General features: G+C 44.8%; 14 protein-coding genes. 7 read left to right on the top strand and 7 right to left on the bottom strand.

Annotated elements, in window-relative coordinates; all coding sequences use genetic code 11:
• Nucleotides 1-41: 41 nt before the first annotated feature.
• From dxs to xseB, 3 genes are read right to left on the bottom strand one after another with little or no spacing between them, the layout of a single operon-like run.
• Entirely contained in the window at nucleotides 42-1,925 is a 1,884-nt protein-coding gene (gene dxs, locus AB6D93_RS05100; RefSeq protein ID WP_102331960.1) for a 1-deoxy-D-xylulose-5-phosphate synthase, read from the bottom strand.
• 21 nt (nucleotides 1,926-1,946) lie between these two features.
• Complete coding sequence (ispA, locus tag AB6D93_RS05095; protein ID WP_004734404.1) at nucleotides 1,947-2,831, bottom strand: (2E,6E)-farnesyl diphosphate synthase; 885 nt, start codon at nucleotides 2,829-2,831, stop codon at nucleotides 1,947-1,949.
• Between the two features lie 20 nt (nucleotides 2,832-2,851).
• Complete coding sequence (gene xseB, locus AB6D93_RS05090; protein WP_004734405.1) at nucleotides 2,852-3,094, bottom strand: exodeoxyribonuclease VII small subunit; 243 nt, start codon at nucleotides 3,092-3,094, stop codon at nucleotides 2,852-2,854.
• Between the two features lie 298 nt (nucleotides 3,095-3,392).
• Here xseB and pomA point away from each other — a divergent pair, with 298 nt between their 5' ends.
• The 7 genes from pomA (at nucleotide 3,393) to rlmM (ending at nucleotide 10,556) form a co-directional block, all read left to right on the top strand.
• On the top strand, nucleotides 3,393-4,157 hold the full coding sequence (gene pomA, locus AB6D93_RS05085) for a flagellar motor protein PomA (protein WP_004734406.1): 765 nt from the start codon (nucleotides 3,393-3,395) through the stop codon (nucleotides 4,155-4,157).
• Between the two features lie 12 nt (nucleotides 4,158-4,169).
• Nucleotides 4,170-5,117 carry a flagellar motor protein MotB gene (locus AB6D93_RS05080; protein ID WP_017060777.1) on the top strand — a complete coding sequence of 316 codons (948 nt, stop codon included), beginning with the start codon at nucleotides 4,170-4,172 and terminating at the stop codon, nucleotides 5,115-5,117.
• Between the two features lie 318 nt (nucleotides 5,118-5,435).
• Complete coding sequence (gene thiI, locus AB6D93_RS05075; protein ID WP_017063338.1) at nucleotides 5,436-6,884, top strand: tRNA uracil 4-sulfurtransferase ThiI; 1,449 nt, start codon at nucleotides 5,436-5,438, stop codon at nucleotides 6,882-6,884.
• A gap of 671 nt (nucleotides 6,885-7,555) precedes the next feature.
• Nucleotides 7,556-8,464 (top strand): transcriptional regulator GcvA, encoded by a 909-nt coding sequence (locus AB6D93_RS05070; protein WP_012604639.1) that lies wholly within the window; start codon nucleotides 7,556-7,558, stop codon nucleotides 8,462-8,464.
• A complete protein-coding gene (locus AB6D93_RS05065; protein ID WP_017069501.1) occupies nucleotides 8,457-9,080 on the top strand; it encodes an alpha/beta fold hydrolase in 624 nt (207 codons plus the stop codon). The genes AB6D93_RS05070 and AB6D93_RS05065 overlap by 8 nt, the downstream gene beginning before the upstream one ends.
• Nucleotides 9,070-9,468 (top strand): DUF423 domain-containing protein, encoded by a 399-nt coding sequence (locus tag AB6D93_RS05060; protein ID WP_017069500.1) that lies wholly within the window; start codon nucleotides 9,070-9,072, stop codon nucleotides 9,466-9,468. The genes AB6D93_RS05065 and AB6D93_RS05060 overlap by 11 nt, the downstream gene beginning before the upstream one ends.
• Nucleotides 9,465-10,556 carry a 23S rRNA (cytidine(2498)-2'-O)-methyltransferase RlmM gene (gene rlmM, locus AB6D93_RS05055; RefSeq protein ID WP_017070491.1) on the top strand — a complete coding sequence of 364 codons (1,092 nt, stop codon included), beginning with the start codon at nucleotides 9,465-9,467 and terminating at the stop codon, nucleotides 10,554-10,556. The genes AB6D93_RS05060 and rlmM overlap by 4 nt, the downstream gene beginning before the upstream one ends.
• 80 nt (nucleotides 10,557-10,636) lie before the next feature.
• Here rlmM and xni read toward each other — a convergent pair whose 3' ends face one another.
• The 4 genes from xni to AB6D93_RS05035 form a co-directional block, all read right to left on the bottom strand.
• Complete coding sequence (gene xni / locus AB6D93_RS05050) at nucleotides 10,637-11,410, bottom strand: flap endonuclease Xni (RefSeq protein WP_102331961.1); 774 nt, start codon at nucleotides 11,408-11,410, stop codon at nucleotides 10,637-10,639.
• Nucleotides 11,411-11,555: 145 nt separating this feature from the next.
• Nucleotides 11,556-12,920: a nucleotide 5'-monophosphate nucleosidase PpnN gene (ppnN, locus tag AB6D93_RS05045; protein ID WP_010436397.1), complete on the bottom strand. Its 1,365-nt coding sequence runs from the start codon at nucleotides 12,918-12,920 to the stop codon at nucleotides 11,556-11,558.
• Nucleotides 12,921-13,232: 312 nt separating this feature from the next.
• Entirely contained in the window at nucleotides 13,233-14,798 is a 1,566-nt protein-coding gene (locus AB6D93_RS05040; protein ID WP_017063344.1) for a GGDEF domain-containing protein, read from the bottom strand.
• A gap of 118 nt (nucleotides 14,799-14,916) precedes the next feature.
• Nucleotides 14,917-17,175, bottom strand: coding sequence for a lipopolysaccharide assembly protein LapB (locus tag AB6D93_RS05035; protein WP_017063345.1), 2,259 nt, complete (start codon nucleotides 17,173-17,175; stop codon nucleotides 14,917-14,919).
• Between the last annotated feature and the right edge of the window lie 7 nt (nucleotides 17,176-17,182).

Here is a 17,182-nt window from a genome sequence, read left to right as displayed (position 1 = left end):
ACCTTTTTTGTTTGCGGAGCTTACGAGCTTACGTATTAAAGCTACTTGGCAAGATAGTCAGTGATAGACTTCTCAATGCCTTTCGCGTCCAAACCAAGCTCTTCATGCAGTTCGCCTTGCGTACCTTGAGCAATGAACTTGTCTGGTAGGCCAAGGTTCAATACTGGCATCAGCAGTTTCTCTTGCATCAAGAACTCAATCACACCTGCGCCCGCACCACCTACAATCGCATTCTCTTCGATAGTTACCAGTACATCGTGGTCAGCAGCAAGTTGTTTGATCAGAGCTTCATCGAGTGGTTTCACAAAGCGCATATCTGCAACTGTCGCATCGATGACGTCAGCGGCTTGAAGTGCACTCTCAAGGAAAGTACCAAAGCTTAAGATAGCGACTTTCGAGCCATCTTTTGTTTTTTCGCTTTCGCGAACGATACGACCTTTACCAATCTCAAGCGCGGTAAATTTATTTTGTATCTCAGTACCCATACCATTACCGCGAGGGTAACGAACGGCACTTGGACCTGTATGCTGGTGGCCAGTGTAAAGCATTTGGCGACATTCGTTTTCGTCGCTTGGCGCCATGATCACCATGTTTGGAATACAACGCATAAAGCTTAAGTCGAACGCACCTTGGTGTGTTTGACCATCAGCACCGACAAGACCTGCACGGTCAATAGCGAACATGACCGGTAAGTCCATGATAGCCACATCGTGGATCAGTTGATCGTAGCCACGTTGTAGGAACGTCGAGTAGATAGCGACAATCGGCTTATCACCCGCAATCGCCATACCCGTTGCTAGGGTCACAGCATGCTGCTCAGCAATTGCTACGTCGAAGTATTGTTCTGGGTACTCTTTCGAGAAACGCACCATGCCAGAACCTTCACGCATTGCAGGCGTGATCGCCATTAGCTTAGGATCTTGCGCCGCCATATCACACAGGAAGTCACCAAAAATCTTAGAGAAAGTTGGTTTAGAGCTGGTGCTCTTAGGCAGACTTGAGTGTGCTGGATCGAATTTCGGTACGCCGTGGTAACCGATTGGATCTTTCTCAGCTGGCTCGTAGCCTTTGCCTTTCTTAGTCATGATATGCAGGAACTGAGGGCCTTTAAGGTCTCTCATGTTCTTAAGCGTTTTAATCAGCTCATTGACATCGTGACCATCAATTGGGCCAATGTAGTTAAAGCCTAACTCTTCGAACATGGTGCCAGGGACAACCATGCCTTTTAGATGTTCTTCTGTACGACGAACCAGCTCTTTAATCGGCGGAACGCCTGATAGCACTTTCTTGCCGCCCTCACGAATTGACGTGTAAAGACTGCCAGAAAGAACTTGAGCTAGGTGGTTGTTTAGCGCACCTACGTTTTCAGAGATCGACATCTCGTTATCGTTCAGGATAACCAGCATGTCATTGTGAATATCGCCCGCGTGGTTCATGGCTTCAAATGCCATACCCGCAGTAATCGCGCCATCACCAATCACACTCACGACTTTACGGTTCTTGCCTTCTTTCTTCGAACTGATAGCCATACCAAGTGCAGCACTGATCGATGTTGAGGAGTGACCAACAGAAAGGGTGTCGTATTCACTCTCTTGACGCCATGGGAATGGGTGCAGTCCATCTTTTTGACGGATAGTCGACAAGCGGTCGCGACGACCTGTAAGAATTTTGTGCGGGTATGCTTGGTGACCAACATCCCAAACCAACTGGTCAAAAGGCGTGTTGTACACATAGTGCAGAGCAACAGTCAGCTCTACTGTACCTAAGCCTGACGCTAAGTGACCACTTGACTGGCTCACCGAGTTAAGAAGATAGGTACGTAATTCATCACAAAGCTGTGTAAGCGTCTCTTTTGGAAGTAGACGCAAATCCTCTGGCTTATCAGCCAAAGCAAGAGTTGGGTACTTTGATATATCAAGAGTCATAGGTAATGCGCGCTTATTGTCTTAGTTCTTGCGCTCGATGACGTATCGGGCGAACTCTTCGAGTGACTGGGTATTGTATGGGATTGCAGCCAAAGCTTGAAGCGCTTCCTGTAGCAGAGTTTGCGCTTTTTCTTGAGCGCCCTCTAAACCTAACAAAGAAGGGTAGGTGCTTTTGTTCAAATCTTGGTCAGAGCCCTGTGGTTTACCCAAAGTTTCGGTATCGCTAATGATATCTAAAATATCATCCTGAACTTGGAAGGCTAACCCGATTGCATCGGCGTACTTATCTAATTGAGGCATCACTTCAAACGCTTTTTCGCCAGCAGCCAGAGCACCTAAACGAATCGCACTCTTCATTAGAGCGCCAGTCTTGTTACGGTGAACTTCTTCTAACTCTTCTAGCGTGACCGAGCGGTTTTCAGCTTCAATATCAAGAGCCTGTCCGATGCACATACCTTGTGCGCCAGACGCTTCAGCTAGGCGTTGAATCATTCGAACGCGATTGCTTTCCCCGTCAGCACTTAATGTGCCTTCCGCAAGTATAGTAAACGCGAGAGTTTGTAGGGCATCGCCAGTTAAAATTGCCGTTGCTTCGTCGTATTTGATGTGACAAGTCTGATGGCCACGACGAAGTTCATCGTCATCCATTGCTGGAAGGTCGTCGTGAATCAGAGAATATGCATGAATACATTCGATTGCAGAAGCTGGAGTATCGAGTTCTTCAGCGGTACAGCCGAGCATTTCCCCTGTAATGTAGACAAGAAATGGACGTGCGCGTTTGCCGCCTAAAAGTAACCCATAACGCATCGCGTTGATAAGGTTCTGATTTTGGTGTGGCAGGCGATCAAGCCAAAGGTTCAGTTGCTCGTTATTACGTGCTTGATAAGACAATAAAGTCTCGATCATAGGGGATCTCATACAATTCGTTATTCTGGTTGTGGGTTAAAGTCACTAAGTTCTGCATTTTCATCATTTTGCAGTAAGATGCTAACACGCTGTTCAGCATCGTTTAGTTTACTTTGACCAGCACGAGCGAGGGAGATGCCTCGTTCGAACTTTTTCAGCGCATCATCTAAAGCTAGATCACCATTTTCTAGTTGATCAACCAAGCCATCAAGCTCTTCGATAGCCGCTTCAAAGCTCATATTTTCAGGTTTCTTAGTAGCCATAATAAATCTGCGTTTGGAAATATGAACGAACGTTACCCTAGGCCGCTGAGATGGTCAAATGTAACCAAGAAATTTTGCTAGAAAGTTCGTTTTTAAGGGGCTTGAACTCACTTTGGTTGAATAACCTTAGCTTTATCGAGTTTATGCGCTAAGGATAAGAGCAAAGTAAGCCAATAATTGTGATTCAAAAACGAAAAGTGTGATATTTAGGCCAAGAATTTACTAAAAGATCTTATAGTCTGGCCGATAAAAAGATTATCGTCGACGTAGAGCTACAAAAAAGCATGAGGAGTGCTCAGTGGATTTAGCAACCCTAATAGGTTTGATTGGTGGATTTGCCTTTGTAATCATGGCAATGATCCTAGGTGGAAGCCTCGGGATGTTCTATGACACGACATCCATTTTGATCGTGGTGGGTGGTTCAACGTTTGTTGTTCTAATGAAGTTCACCATGGGACAATTCTTTGGAGCAACTAAAATCGCTGGCAAAGCATTTATGTTTAAGGCCGATGAGCCTGAAGATCTTATCGCTAAAGTGGTAGAGATGGCGGATGCAGCACGTAAGGGTGGCTTCTTGGCACTTGAAGAGATGGAAATCAGCAACAGTTTCATGCAAAAGGGCATCGACCTATTAGTAGATGGCCATGATGGTGATGTGGTGCGTGCTGCACTGCAAAAAGACATCGCATTAACCACAGAGCGTCATGAGCAGGGAGCGAAAGTGTTCTCTGCATTTGGTGATGTAGCACCCGCGATGGGTATGATTGGTACCTTGGTTGGTTTGGTTGCCATGCTTTCTAACATGGATGATCCAAAAGCGATCGGCCCTGCGATGGCGGTAGCACTTTTAACGACCCTGTACGGTGCAATTCTTTCGAACATGGTGTTCTTCCCAATTGCGGACAAGCTTGCGCTGCGTCGTGACCAAGAGACACTCAACCGTCGTTTGGTTATGGATGGTGTATTAGCGATTCAAGATGGTCAGAACCCACGAGTTATCGATGGTTACCTCAAGAGCTACCTCAATGAAGGTAAGCGCACGATCGATGGTGAACCCGCTTAATAGGATTTGAAGATGGATGAAGAAAATCCATGTAAATGTCCTCCTCCGGGGTTACCTCAATGGATGGGGACATTTGCTGACTTGATGTCACTGCTGATGTGTTTCTTCGTACTGCTGCTCTCATTCTCTGAGATGGACGTACTGAAGTTCAAACAGATCGCTGGCTCGATGAAGTTCGCATTTGGTGTGCAGAACCGCCTAGAAGTCAAAGACATCCCGAAAGGGACCAGCATCATTGCACAAGAGTTTCGCCCTGGTCGCCCAGAGCCAACGCCAATTGATGTGATCATGCAGCAAACGATAGATATCACTCAGCAGACGCTGGAATTTCATGAAGGTGAATCTGAGCGCGCTGGCGGTACCATGCGTGACCAAGGCAAGATGACCGGAGGCAAGTCGCCAGAGGTTTCGACTCACGACAATCAGAACTCTGAGTCAGACCAACAGCAACAACAAGCTGAAGCTCAATCGCAAGAGATGGAAACCTTGATGGAAAGCATCAAGAAGGCGTTGGAGCGAGAGATAGACCAAGGCGCGATTGAAGTTGAAAACCTTGGCCAGCAGATTGTGATTCGAATTCGTGAGAAGGGTGCATTCCCATCGGGTTCTGCTTTCCTACAGCCTAAGTTCCGACCTTTGGTGAGACAGGTTGCTGAGTTGGTGAAAGATGTTCCGGGTATCGTTCGAATCTCAGGGCACACCGATAATCAACGTCTTGATTCCGAGCTTTATCGCTCTAATTGGGACTTGTCATCACAGCGAGCAGTGTCTGTTGCTCAAGAGATGGAAAAGGTGCGTGGTTTCTCTCATCAACGCTTGAGAGTACGCGGCATGGCGGATACCGAGCCAGTCGAGCCGAACGATACTGAATGGCAACGTAGCCTCAACCGCCGCGTTGAAATCAGCATCATGCAGGGCGAGCCGCTTTACAGTGACGAAGTGCCTGTTATTAATGAATAGCCGATACGTGTACACACGGTAGCATGCAGATAGCATCGAAAGCCCAACCTTATAATGAGGTTGGGCTTTTTGTTTGCTGGTCTTCAATGGTTCTCTCTGCGGCATTTATGTCGTTTCGAAACCTGCTACTGTTAATAACAAGCGGTTTAATGATGGTGTTGCAGCAAGCACTCTTTTCCTTGCTTCACTTTCTCATGTATAATTCGCGCCCTTAGATTTAGATATGATCTATTCTTGCTTCAAGTGCTGTGTAAATTCTCTAATTTACTTGGCGATGAGCGTTTTCAAAATTTTGAACATTAATGTTGTGAAAGTACTATGAAATTTATTGTTAAGCCCCATCCGGAAATTTTTGTAAAAAGTGAATCGGTGCGTAAGCGCTTCACAAGGATTCTAGAGTGCAACATTCGTAACGTTATTCAACGTCGCTGTGAAAGTGTTGCGGTATTCAACCGTCGCGATCATATTGAAGTGACGTCTGAGAGTGACCAGTACTACGCAGAAGTGTTAGAGGCTCTGACTCACACTCCAGGTATTCACCACTCTCTTGAAGTTCAACAGTCTGAATTCAAAGACTTGCACGATATTTACGAGCAAGTACTAGAACGCAGCCGTGCTGACATTGAAGGCAAGACTTTCTCTGTACGTGCTAAGCGTCGTGGTAAGCATGACTTTACCTCTATTGAACTTGAGCGCTACGTAGGCGGCGGTCTAAACCAAGCAGTTGAGTCAGCGAAAGTTCGACTTAAGAACCCTGATGTAACCGTTAAGGTTGAAGTGGCTAACGACAAGCTAAACCAAGTTCTAGCTCGTCACAAAGGCCTCGGTGGCTTCCCTCTTGGTACTCAAGAAGATCTACTGAGCTTGATCTCTGGCGGCTTTGATTCTGGTGTTTCAAGCTACCTGCACATCAAACGCGGCTCTAAGGTTCACTACTGTTTCTTCAACCTTGGTGGCCCAGCGCACGAGATTGGTGTTAAACAAGTGGCTCACTACCTATGGAATAAATACGGCTCATCTGCAAAGGTGAAGTTCATTTCTGTAGACTTTGAACCTGTGGTTGCTGAAATCCTTGAGAACGTAGAAGACGGCCAAATGGGCGTTGTTCTTAAGCGTATGTTCATGCGTGCTGGTGGTATGGTTGCAGACAAGTTCAAGATCGAAGCGTTGGTTACTGGTGAAGCACTAGGTCAGGTATCAAGCCAAACGCTAACTAACCTGCGTCACATCGACAACGTGACAGATACTTTGATTCTTCGTCCGCTTATCAACTGGGATAAAGAAGACATCATCGACCTTTCTCGTATCATCGGTACTGAAGACTTCGCTAAGGTAATGCCTGAGTACTGTGGTGTTATTTCTAAGAAGCCAACAGTGAAAGCGAAGAAAGGCAAACTGGAAGCAGAAGAAGCTAAGTTTAACTTTGAAGTGCTGGATCAAGTGATCGAGAACGCTCGTGTTATGGATATCCGTGACATCGAGAAAGAGAGCCAAGAGCAAGCGCCTGAAGTTGAACAAGTTCAAGCTGTTGCTGAGCACGCTATCGTTCTTGATATCCGTAGCCCAGAAGAAGAAGACGAAAGCCCATTAGAGGTCGAGGGTGTTGAAATTAAACACATCCCATTCTTCAAGCTTTCGACTCAGTTTGGCGACCTAGACCAAGCGAAAGAGTACTTGCTGTACTGTGACCGTGGTGTAATGAGCCGTCTACAGGCACTTTACCTACAAGAGCAGGGCTTCCATAACGTTAAGGTTTACCGCCCATAGTGGTGTGTTGACCAAGCGTTAATCATTTTGCAAAGCCGTTTACTGAAAAGTAAGCGGCTTTTTTATTTTCTATTGTGAATGATTTACAGTAGTCAGACAGAGGCGTGAGTTTGGGCGTGCTATCGTCATGCTCAGCTTTGAAATTTTTGATTGATAGAAAGAGTGTGTTCTAAACGGGTTTATAAGTACCGAAGAAGTGTGAGTATCTTGAAGTATTCTGTTACTTTTTAGTGCAACTCAATGGTGCTATTTGTATGTGTTCAGTTGATTATTTGAGTGGGTGTCTGATTCTGTGATTGGCGATGAAAAATAATAAAGATTAATTAGCACAGCTATTGATAAACTTGTTGTTACATTTCTTTGCACATAAAAAAACACCGCCCATAAGGCGGTGTAAACAAATTTGACAGACAGGTCAAAATAAATACAGGAAGTACATGCCTCGTTTCAGTATAAACTGCAACAAAACATTTGGTAGAACTCTACCCAACTCGAAAAGAACGAGTTTGCAAACACAACATCGCAGGAGCTAAGCCAATTGATTCTAGAGAGAATCAAGCCGTTCAGGCTAGCTGCTGCGGGATGAAATATAGAATTTCTCTGGCTGCTAGGCAATGGACAAATTATAATGTTTCAGATAAAAAAAACTAATGCTTATTTAGAGAGTAACTATGTCTCGTCGATTACCCCCATTAAACTCGCTAAGAGTGTTTGAAGCTGCAGCTCGACACTTGAGTTTTACGCGTGCTGCAGAAGAGTTGTTTGTTACTCAAGCGGCAGTCAGTCATCAGATCAAAGCGCTTGAAGAATTCTTATCTTTGAAGCTGTTTCGCCGAAGAAACCGCTCTTTGCTGCTAACTGAAGAAGGTCAAAGCTACTTCTTAGATATCAAAGATATTTTCACATCACTAGCAGAAGCGACAGACAAAGTGCTGGAGCGAAGTGAGAAGGGCGCATTGACCATCAGTTTACCGCCGAGTTTTGCTATTCAATGGTTGGTACCAAGGCTCGCTGACTTTAATCAGCAAGAGCCTGATATTGATGTAAGAATCAAAGCCGTTGATATGGATGAAGGCTCGCTAACCGATGATGTAGACGTCGCTATCTATTATGGCCGAGGTAATTGGTCGGGGCTTAGAGCCGATAAGCTTTACCAAGAATACTTGATCCCTCTTTGCTCACCTTCCGTGCTGCTAGGAGTAAAACCATTAGAATCTCTCAGTGATTTGGCATGTCATACGCTACTGCATGATACATCTCGAAAGGATTGGAAACAGTTTGCTAAGCAAAATGGTATTGATGGGGTAAACGTTAATCATGGCCCTATCTTCAGTCACTCAACCATGGTATTGCAGGCGGCCGCTCACGGGCAAGGTATTGCTTTGGGTAATAATGTGTTGGCGCAACCTGAAATCGAAGCAGGTCGTTTGATTGCACCTTTTGATGAAGTGTTGGTAAGTAAGAACGCCTTCTATGTAGTGTGTCATGAGAAACAAGCTGACATGGGGCGTATTGCGACTTTCCGTGATTGGATGTTGGCGAAAGCGCAAAGTGAACAAGAGGACTTACTTGATGAATAACCTCATCATTGATGGTGAAGACAACCCAATAACCTTTATCTTTGCACATGGTGCTGGCGCAGGTATGGATCATGAGTTCATGCAGTCGGTAGCAAAAGGGTTGGCGTTTAAAGGGATACGAGTGATTCGTTTTAATTTCCCTTACATGATCAAACGTGCTGAAGATGGTAAGCGTCGTCCACCTGATCGAGCCCCTAAACTGCTCGAAGCTTACCAAGATATTATCGGACAGGTAGATGCCGATAAGCTTGTGATTGGCGGTAAGTCGATGGGAGGACGTATGGCGAGCCATTTGTCTGAAGTTGATAAGGTGGCTGCAATGGCCTGTTTAGGCTTTCCTTTTCATCCGCCAGGCAAACCAGAGAAATACAAAGGTGAGCACTTGGCTGAGTTAGCAAAGCCGTGTCTTATTCTGCAGGGTGAACGTGATACCTTTGGTAAGCGAGAAGAGTTTGCTGATTTCGACCTGTCGGATTCGATTCGTGTTGAGTTTATTCCTGATGGCGATCACAGCTTTAAGCCTCGTAAGAGCTCTGGCTACACCGAACAGCAGAACATAGCGTTAACCGTTGAGAAACTATCGGCGTTTATCAAAGAGGTGCTTAATGAGAAGTAAGTATTTACTCACTTTTGCAGGTATCTCTGGCGCAATAGCCGTAATGCTAGGTGCCTTCGCCGCTCACGGGTTAAAAGCTGTCTTGCCAGAGTATCTGCTAGGCGTGTTTGAGACAGGTGTTCAGTACCAGTTTATCCATACACTAGCAATATTGGCGTGTGGTGCTCTGCTACAGATGAAACTTGGTGCTAAATCACAAAAATATTTTTTCATTGCGGCAATTTGCTTTATCATCGGCATCCTTTGTTTTAGTGGCAGCCTTTATGGCTTAGCACTGACAGGAATAAAATGGTTTGGCCCTATAACACCGTTTGGTGGTCTACTATTTATCATTGGTTGGGGAGTCTTCTCCTTCGCTGCTTTGAATATAAAAGAGGTAACTCAGTGAAACACGTACTACTTTATTGTCGCTCTGGTTTTGAAAAAGAATGTGCTGGCGAAATTCAAGACAAGGCAACACAACTGGAAGTGTTTGGTTTTCCTCGCCTAAAGAACAATACAGGTTTTGTATTGTTTGAATGTTACCAAGCAGGTGAAGCGGACAAGTTGATCAAAGAGATCGATTTCCAATCACTGATCTTTGCTCGTCAAATGTTGGCAGTGGCTGTTGAAATTAAAGACCTGCCAACCGATGACCGTATTTCTCCAATTCTTGAGGCGCTTTCTGAGAAAGAAGGTTTCCCTCGTTGTGGTGATATCCGTATTGAAACGCCAGATACTAACGAAGCAAAAGAGCTTTTGAAGTTCTGCCGTAAATTTACCGTGCCGATGCGTCAAGCGATGCGTGGTAAAGGCCTGATGACAGCGAAAGATAACGCTAAGAAGCCTGTGCTTCATTTATGCTTCATCGCTCCGGGCCACTGTTTTGTTGGTTACTCTTACCCAACGAACAACTCCCAGTTCTTTATGGGTATCCCTCGTCTGAAGTTCCCATCAGATGCGCCAAGCCGTTCTACATTGAAGCTAGAAGAAGCATTCCACGTATTCATCCCTCGTGATGAGTGGGACGAGCGTTTGGCTCCAGGTATGTGGGGTGTTGATTTAGGTGCATGTCCAGGTGGTTGGACTTACCAATTGGTTAAGCGCTCGATGTTCGTTCACTGTGTTGATAACGGCATGATGGCAGACAGCCTAATGGAAACAGGTCAAATTAAGCACCACATGGTGGATGGCTTTAAGTTTGAACCAGACCGTAAGAACGTAACTTGGATTATCTGTGACATGGTTGAGAAGCCAGCTCGTGTTGCTCACCTTATGGGTGAGTGGATCATCAAAGGCTGGGCGAAAGAAGCACTGTTCAACCTTAAACTGCCTATGAAAGGCCGTTACGATGAAGTACTGCAAGATATCGAGAACCTAAAAGTGTTCCTGATTGAGAACAAAGTGAAGTTCAAGATGCAGGCTAAGCACCTTTACCACGATCGCGAAGAGATCACGGTCCACATTCAGGCGCTTTCAAACATCTCACCGCACTAATATTTACGTTAGTGTGTCAGTGATAAAAAATGCTCCTTTAAGGGGCATTTTTTGTATCAATATTATCGAGTCACAGCGACTTAAGCGTTTGCTTCGTAACGAATATCTTGCAGGTTGAACCCTAAATCAATATCGGTTTTGAGTGCCGATACTTGCTTACATACACGAGCGGATTCGATGTGTTCGTCGAACTTCTTACGATATTTTTTCGGCAGATCTTCTGCTTGATAGGCCGCTTCGATATCTGGGAAAGTGGTTAAGATTTCTTTTGCAGCTTTTGGTCCTATACCTGGAATCCCCGGTACTTGGCTAGAGCTCACACCGGTTAAGCCCCAGTAATCTGCAAGTTGCTCTGGTTTTACGCCGAACTCAGCTTCGATAAAGGGCTTATCTAACCAGCGATGTTGGAAGTAATCGCGGATCTGTAGTGTAGGTGATAACAGTTGGCAGTAACCTTTATCGGTAGAGATTATCGTAACTTTTTCACCATGGTCAGCCACTTTTTTTGCGAGTGTTGCTACTAAGTCATCAGCTTCATCGCCATCAGATAACAGCGAATCAATACCTAATTCCCACCAAGCTTGTTGGATAGCATCGAGGCCTTTCAGTAATGGCTCAGGCATTGGCTTTCGGTTTTGTTTATAGGCAGGAAGGACTTCTGCACGCCAGCCCCGATCTTGTAAGTGGTGATCGAATACCGCGATGATGTGAGTTGGTTTAGACTCCGCAAGAATCTTATTAAGAGTACGAGTCGTGGTAGTGATGGTTCTTGCTATATCGGTTGGATCCGGCTGAACTGAGTGAACGCGTCGGATTAGGTTCAAGGCATCGATAATAACAAGATGGATAGACATAAGTTTCCACTAAATAGGCAATAAATAAGGGGCTGCTAGCCCCTTATAGTAACGTATCACTTGGTGAGTTGAAACGCTGGTGACGTAAACGTCATGACTTGTTTAGCTTTATGCTTACGGCTTTGTTATCAGTCAGATATTATCATCAGCTGCTTGGCGCAATTTTATAACAAGGAACGTAGTCGGTACCACCCGGCAGTTTCATTCGATCTTGTTCAACAAAATCATTTAGCAGTTGATCCATCTTAGTCATCAACTCTTTGTCGCCATCAATGAGGAATGGCCCATGCTTCTCAATCTCCAGAATACCTTCGGCTTTGACGTTACCTGCCACAATACCTGAGAACGCTTTACGTAAATTCGCAGCAAGGCTCTCTGTTTTCTGATCCATGTGCAGATCGAGTGCCGCCATAGATTCGTGAGTAGGGTCGAAGGGGAGTTGGAACTCAGGCTCAATATGCAGTGACCAGTTGTAGCTGTAAGCATCGCCTGTTTCTTTACGGTGAGAGCGTACATCTGGCATTGCTTGCTTCATAATTTTCGCAGCACGTGCTGGATCATCAATGACAATTTCATAGTGCTTTTGCGCTTCTTCACCCAATGTTTCACCAATGAACTTATCAATTGAACGGAAGTAAGCCTCGCTCTCTTTAGAGCCAGTTAGAACGATAGGCATTGGTTGGTCTGCGTTGTTTGGGTGCATCATGATACCTAGGATGTACAGCAGTTCTTCGGCGGTTCCTGGGCCTCCAGGGAAGATTATGATGCCATGTGCCATACGAACAAACGCTTCAAGACGTTTCTCGATATCGGGCATGATCACCAGTTCGTTCACTATCGGGTTTGGCGGCTCAGCCGCAATGATTGATGGTTCAGTTAACCCTAAATAACGATGTTCAGTATAGCGCTGCTTAGCGTGACCAATAGCCGCACCTTTCATTGGCCCCTCCATCGCACCTGGTCCACAACCCGTACAGATGTTGAGTTCACGTAGGCCAAGTTCATTACCGACTTCGCGAGTATATTGGTATTCAGTGGCATTAATTGAGTGACCACCCCAGCACACGATCAGGTTCGGCTCAATGCCGGGTGTGAGTGCTCCTGCGTTTCTCAAAATACCAAACACAAGATTGGTGATGTGAGTTGCGTTGGTGAGGTTAAGCCTTTGGTTATCGGCCAAGTGCATGTTGACGTAGACAATGTCACGCAGCACTGAGAATAGATGTTCTTGAATACCCTTGATGATTTCACCGTCGACAAAGGCATGCTCTGGTGGGTTGCTTAGTTCGAGCTTGATACCACGCTCACGACGCACCACTTCAACATCAAATGACTGATACTTGTCGAGCAATTCTTTGGAGTTGTCGGTATGGCTACCCGAGTTCAGTACCGCTAACGTACAGTTACGATACAGTTGGTACAGATCACTAGATGCGGTTTTTTTAAGACGCTCAACTTCAAGTTGAGAGAGTAAATCCATGCTACCGGCAGGGCTGATATGAGTGATCATAGTGCCTCCTTGTTGAGAAGAGCAGAGGCGACTTTTGAAGTGACCCTCTGGCTCGAGAGTGAGAAGCAAACGTTGAAAGTGTTTGGTTAAAGGTGAGAAGAGTTAACCAGACGAAACGGTTACGACAGCGTTGCTTTATGGATTGTATGGAATTGCTTAAGGGCTAATATCGAGTTGCTTAAGATCTTATAAACAGCATGACTTGTCAAGAATGCTTGTTAAGCGAATGTTAATCATAAGCTTAGCAAACATTGAGGGAATTGGTATGTGATAAGTATTTGAAAAAAAGAAATAAATTAAATCAGGCCTAGTTTAATTCCAAACCAATTGGTTAGTACCACGTTGTTTGGCTTTGTTTAGCGTTTTATTGAGTCGCTCTAGTACTTCTTCAGGTGTATCTGACTCTTTGAATTGAGTACTTGCTGCACACAAAGTAATCGTGATTTGTTGATCACGGAACTTAAAGGGTAAACGGCTGACTTGAGTCTGGATGTTTTGAATTACCTGGTGGCAATATTCATCCGTTTGCTCTGGTAATAACAAGATAAATTCCTCACCAGAAAAACGAGCCACACTATCGGTAGCGCCGGTCTCTTTGGTGATGGTTCTTGCGATAATTTTGAGTGCTTTGTCACCCGCTGTATAACCAAAACTATCATTGATGGCTTTGAAATTGTCGATGTCCAGAAGTACTACGCGCAGTGAGTGTTGTGCGCGGATCCAGCGGCGATACTCAAGCTCTAAGCGATCAGTAAAGGCAGTGCGATTGTAAACCTTGGTTAGAGGATCAAGCAGCATACGCTGAGCCTGATCTTCCAAGCGCTTACGGTAATCTTGCGTCACTTCATAGAGTGAATCTAACTGAGTCTTTCCGTAATTCATTCTCTCTATCAGAGCTTGTTCTTTTTGCTCTGCATGATTCAATCTTTCAGAAAGAGAGGCGATTTCACTAAGCAGAGGATTAATCGTCTGCTTTAAGTTATCAATGTCCGTTGCTTTATCTACAGAACTCTGGCTCTTGATGACAAGCTCATTTAGCTCAGAGTTCAGGCCTTGGCGATGCTTAAAGTAGCTTTGGCTTTGGTCTGCATTTTGATCTGCGGTTTTGATGCTAGACGCGAGTGAAGAATTAAGCTGGTCAATAAACTGTTCAGACTTTTTACGCTCTAGATTGGTGCCCTCTATGACTAGTTTGAGAATTTGAAGCGTCAGCTCAAGGAGGTTTTGTGTAGAAACACCAAGCAGCAGTTTGGCTCGAATATCGGTAAGTAGCTCACCCGATTCACCCTCAAAATCGAGTTCGGTGATCAGATGTTGTAATTCGTTTGATAAGTCGGCAAGGAGTTCTTGTTCAGGCGATTGCGCAGCGTCGGCAAAATGAGTACGAGAGTTGTTCGCCATGATCTTTATGGCACGCTCGTAAATACCGAGGAGTTTCATGGCGTGGTCGACTTTCTGACTGCCATTGCATTCGGAGAAGCTAAGTAAGTTTCGTAGGTCGCGTTTGAGCTGTGCTGGAAGGCCAGTTATGCGCTGCAGCGTTTCCCCACTGTGCTTAATGCTATCGTCCAGATACCCGTTCTGTTTATCCATAGCCAACGTTTTCTGCTTAAGCATCCTTTCTAATACTGCCAGTTTTGGGATCATTGAGCTAATGTCTTTTTGCTTTTCTAGCTCTTCCCTAAGGGCAATGAGGTTTTCATCTAAATGGCTGTTACTACCAACACATGCATCACTTAAAGACGTGACGATACGCTTTAGAACTTTCTGTTCTCTAATAAACTTGAACGAGGTGTCTCTTTGCGTCAAACGGACCTGCTCCAACTGAGATTTCAGCTGGTGGAGTTGCGCCTGAATGTCTTTTTCAAGAATGCCCATAGATGTATTTATTAGCGCCGCGTAGACCGATCTCGATCATTTTGATGAAATTCCGTTGCATCGATAATAACAAAACTAAAAATAAGGTCACGGCTTGCCGCTCTTAACCGCTCGCAAATCAGTCATCTTTTAGCATTTTTTTGATGTTGTCCTCATTCTGGTATGACGATTGTATCTTTATTAACCCTTGATTAATCGCATGTTTACACGCTTCTCGTATGTTACCAGTTGCAAGGCTTGCCGCTGGTGCGTTATCGATAGCTTTGAGGTATACCCATTGGCTAGTGCGTTCTTTCAAGCTGATTTCACGCGCTAGGTTGGTCGACATCAACAATACATCTAATAGCTCTTGGTCATTAATAGCGGTGTAAGCTCGTGGTAAAAACGGGTAGTCAGCGATGCCCATTCGAATCGTTCGGTTGATATTACGTTCTGGCTCGAAGTCATTTACCCACGATTGAATCTTTAGGAACATCGCTTCTGGTGATGAATCACGATCTGAATTTGGCTCTATATAAAGCAAGTTCGCATCTGAGAAATGATAGACGCGAGCTGGGCCTTCCAGTTTTGATTTTAAGAAATCACCGAAAGCATCTTCGAGCTCTAAGCCCGCTTTATAACCATTTTGCGTATACATGTTGCGCAGGAAAGGTAAGTCAATCATAACGAAGCGTAAGCGGTCGTTTAATGGTTCATAAATCAACTCCCCAAGCTGCCATTGCTCGAAGGTTTGGCTGGTTTGCTCTAACGAATTTGAGAGCTTAGCATTGAGCATTCTTAGGTTCGGAAGCTTTGAACGTGAGTGCGTAAAAAGATCAGTACGCAGCGAATCCACTTCTTTAGCTAAGGTTTGGATGAGGTAGCCTCTGCGTAGTACAAAGAAGAATAGGACGATGCTGAACAGAAATAGGGCGAAGGATATCTTTTGGAATTTACGATGCTCTAACTTATACCTTTCTAATTCTTGCGCTTGACCAGCGTAGTGCAAAGTTTGTTCAGCAAACTCTTTCTGCTGACGGAATGCATCCTCACCTACACGATTTAGTTTTTGCTGCTCTAAAGAAACTAAACTATTGTACTGCTTGAGATTCGCTAATGCTTGTTGAGGACGACCTGCTTGTTCATAGCCTAAGGACAGTAAGTAATACGAACGCTGTGACAGGTGCATATTTTCTATCTGACGTGAAATTTCAAGTGCACGTGTCGCATGCTTGATTACGTCATCGCTCTCTTGTAGATGATAAGCTAACCCTGCCGACAGCAGCGCAGCGCGGCCTTCCAGTTTTGGAATATCTGTGTACTCCAACAGCTCAAGAGCGCGTGTTAGGTATTGTTCTGCAAGAGGGTAGTTATAAAGGCGTAAGTAGGTAGCTGATAAACTCAGACGAATATCAATGACTTGTTGGATATCTCGGTCGGTGCTTTCATGGTCCAAAACGTTGAAGAAATGCACTAACGCAAGGTTATATTTTCCTTGAAAGAAGTATACATCACCCATTTTTTTAAGCACTTGTGCCAAAACAGGTGAGTTTTCAAAGCTATCATAGAAATCAGCAGCTTGAGATAAGTGCTCGAGAGCTTTATCTAACACTTGGCGTTCAAAGAAAAGCTGAGCAAGCAGGCGGTTTACTTTTGCTAAGCGTGAGCTCAGATTACCTTCTACGGATTTCCAGTAGCCATACAACAACTCAGATAGTGCGTGGTTGTACTCTTTATGGGTTAGATAAAATTCACCGACCGCGATGTGGTAGTCGATAGTCACTTTTTCTGAGTAACGCTGATCGAGGTAGGTTTTCGCTTCTTGGTAGAACTTCTCGGCTTCATCGACCTTATTGTCATAAGAGGCAATATCAGCTTTCAGCATGATCAAACGATAGGTAATACCTTCTGTTAAACGCAAGGTTTTATTCACCGATTCTAGGTTTGCTTCGATACTCGCCAGCTCTGTTTTTGCTTTGGCTGATTTCCTGTCACTCAGCCAAAGTAAGCGTACTTTTAGGATCTCAAGATCCAGTTTTAGGTACTCAAGCTTATAGGTTTTCGCAAGCTCAAATGCTTTGTCGATATGTTGAATCGCAATATGAATATTACCAAGGTTGTATTCTGCTTTCGCTAATATCTTGTAGGCATCAATACTGCTGTTTGGGGTTCTGATCGAAGAGTCTGTCTCTTCGCGAGAAATAGCCGATGGGCTTTTCTCGCTTTGGTCTGAAAGGATACGTAGCGTTAGGTAGCTGTTGGCCATTTGTTTTGCTTGGCTCGGCTCGATCTCAACCAAATTATTGGCTTCATTGAGTAGCGCCGACGAATAAACCGACGCATTGACCGATGTGCTTAAGCTTAAAATAAATAGACTAACAACGTATAACCAACGCATTTCAATG

Source organism: Vibrio sp. 10N.247.310.23 (assembly GCF_041467155.1).
Lineage (GTDB): Bacteria > Pseudomonadota > Gammaproteobacteria > Enterobacterales > Vibrionaceae > Vibrio > Vibrio crassostreae_C.
The sequence above is the reverse complement of the archived record's forward strand: the minus strand, read 5'-3'. Positions and strand labels throughout refer to the sequence as shown.

Bases quoted from the DNA above. Each gene is read 5' to 3' on its own strand.
- ispA (WP_004734404.1), bottom strand. From the start codon at position 2,831: ATGATCGAGACTTTATTGTCTTATCAAGCACGTAATAACGAGCAACTG.
- ppnN (WP_010436397.1), bottom strand. From the start codon at position 12,920: ATGATCACTCATATCAGCCCTGCCGGTAGCATGGATTTACTCTCTCAA.
- AB6D93_RS05065 (WP_017069501.1), top strand. From the start codon at position 8,457: ATGAATAACCTCATCATTGATGGTGAAGACAACCCAATAACCTTTATC.
- thiI (WP_017063338.1), top strand. From the start codon at position 5,436: ATGAAATTTATTGTTAAGCCCCATCCGGAAATTTTTGTAAAAAGTGAA.
- xseB (WP_004734405.1), bottom strand. From the start codon at position 3,094: ATGGCTACTAAGAAACCTGAAAATATGAGCTTTGAAGCGGCTATCGAA.
- AB6D93_RS05070 (WP_012604639.1), top strand. From the start codon at position 7,556: ATGTCTCGTCGATTACCCCCATTAAACTCGCTAAGAGTGTTTGAAGCT.
- dxs (WP_102331960.1), bottom strand. From the start codon at position 1,925: ATGACTCTTGATATATCAAAGTACCCAACTCTTGCTTTGGCTGATAAG.
- AB6D93_RS05060 (WP_017069500.1), top strand. From the start codon at position 9,070: ATGAGAAGTAAGTATTTACTCACTTTTGCAGGTATCTCTGGCGCAATA.
- AB6D93_RS05035 (WP_017063345.1), bottom strand. From the start codon at position 17,175: ATGCGTTGGTTATACGTTGTTAGTCTATTTATTTTAAGCTTAAGCACA.
- AB6D93_RS05040 (WP_017063344.1), bottom strand. From the start codon at position 14,798: ATGGGCATTCTTGAAAAAGACATTCAGGCGCAACTCCACCAGCTGAAA.
- xni (WP_102331961.1), bottom strand. From the start codon at position 11,410: ATGTCTATCCATCTTGTTATTATCGATGCCTTGAACCTAATCCGACGC.
- AB6D93_RS05080 (WP_017060777.1), top strand. From the start codon at position 4,170: ATGGATGAAGAAAATCCATGTAAATGTCCTCCTCCGGGGTTACCTCAA.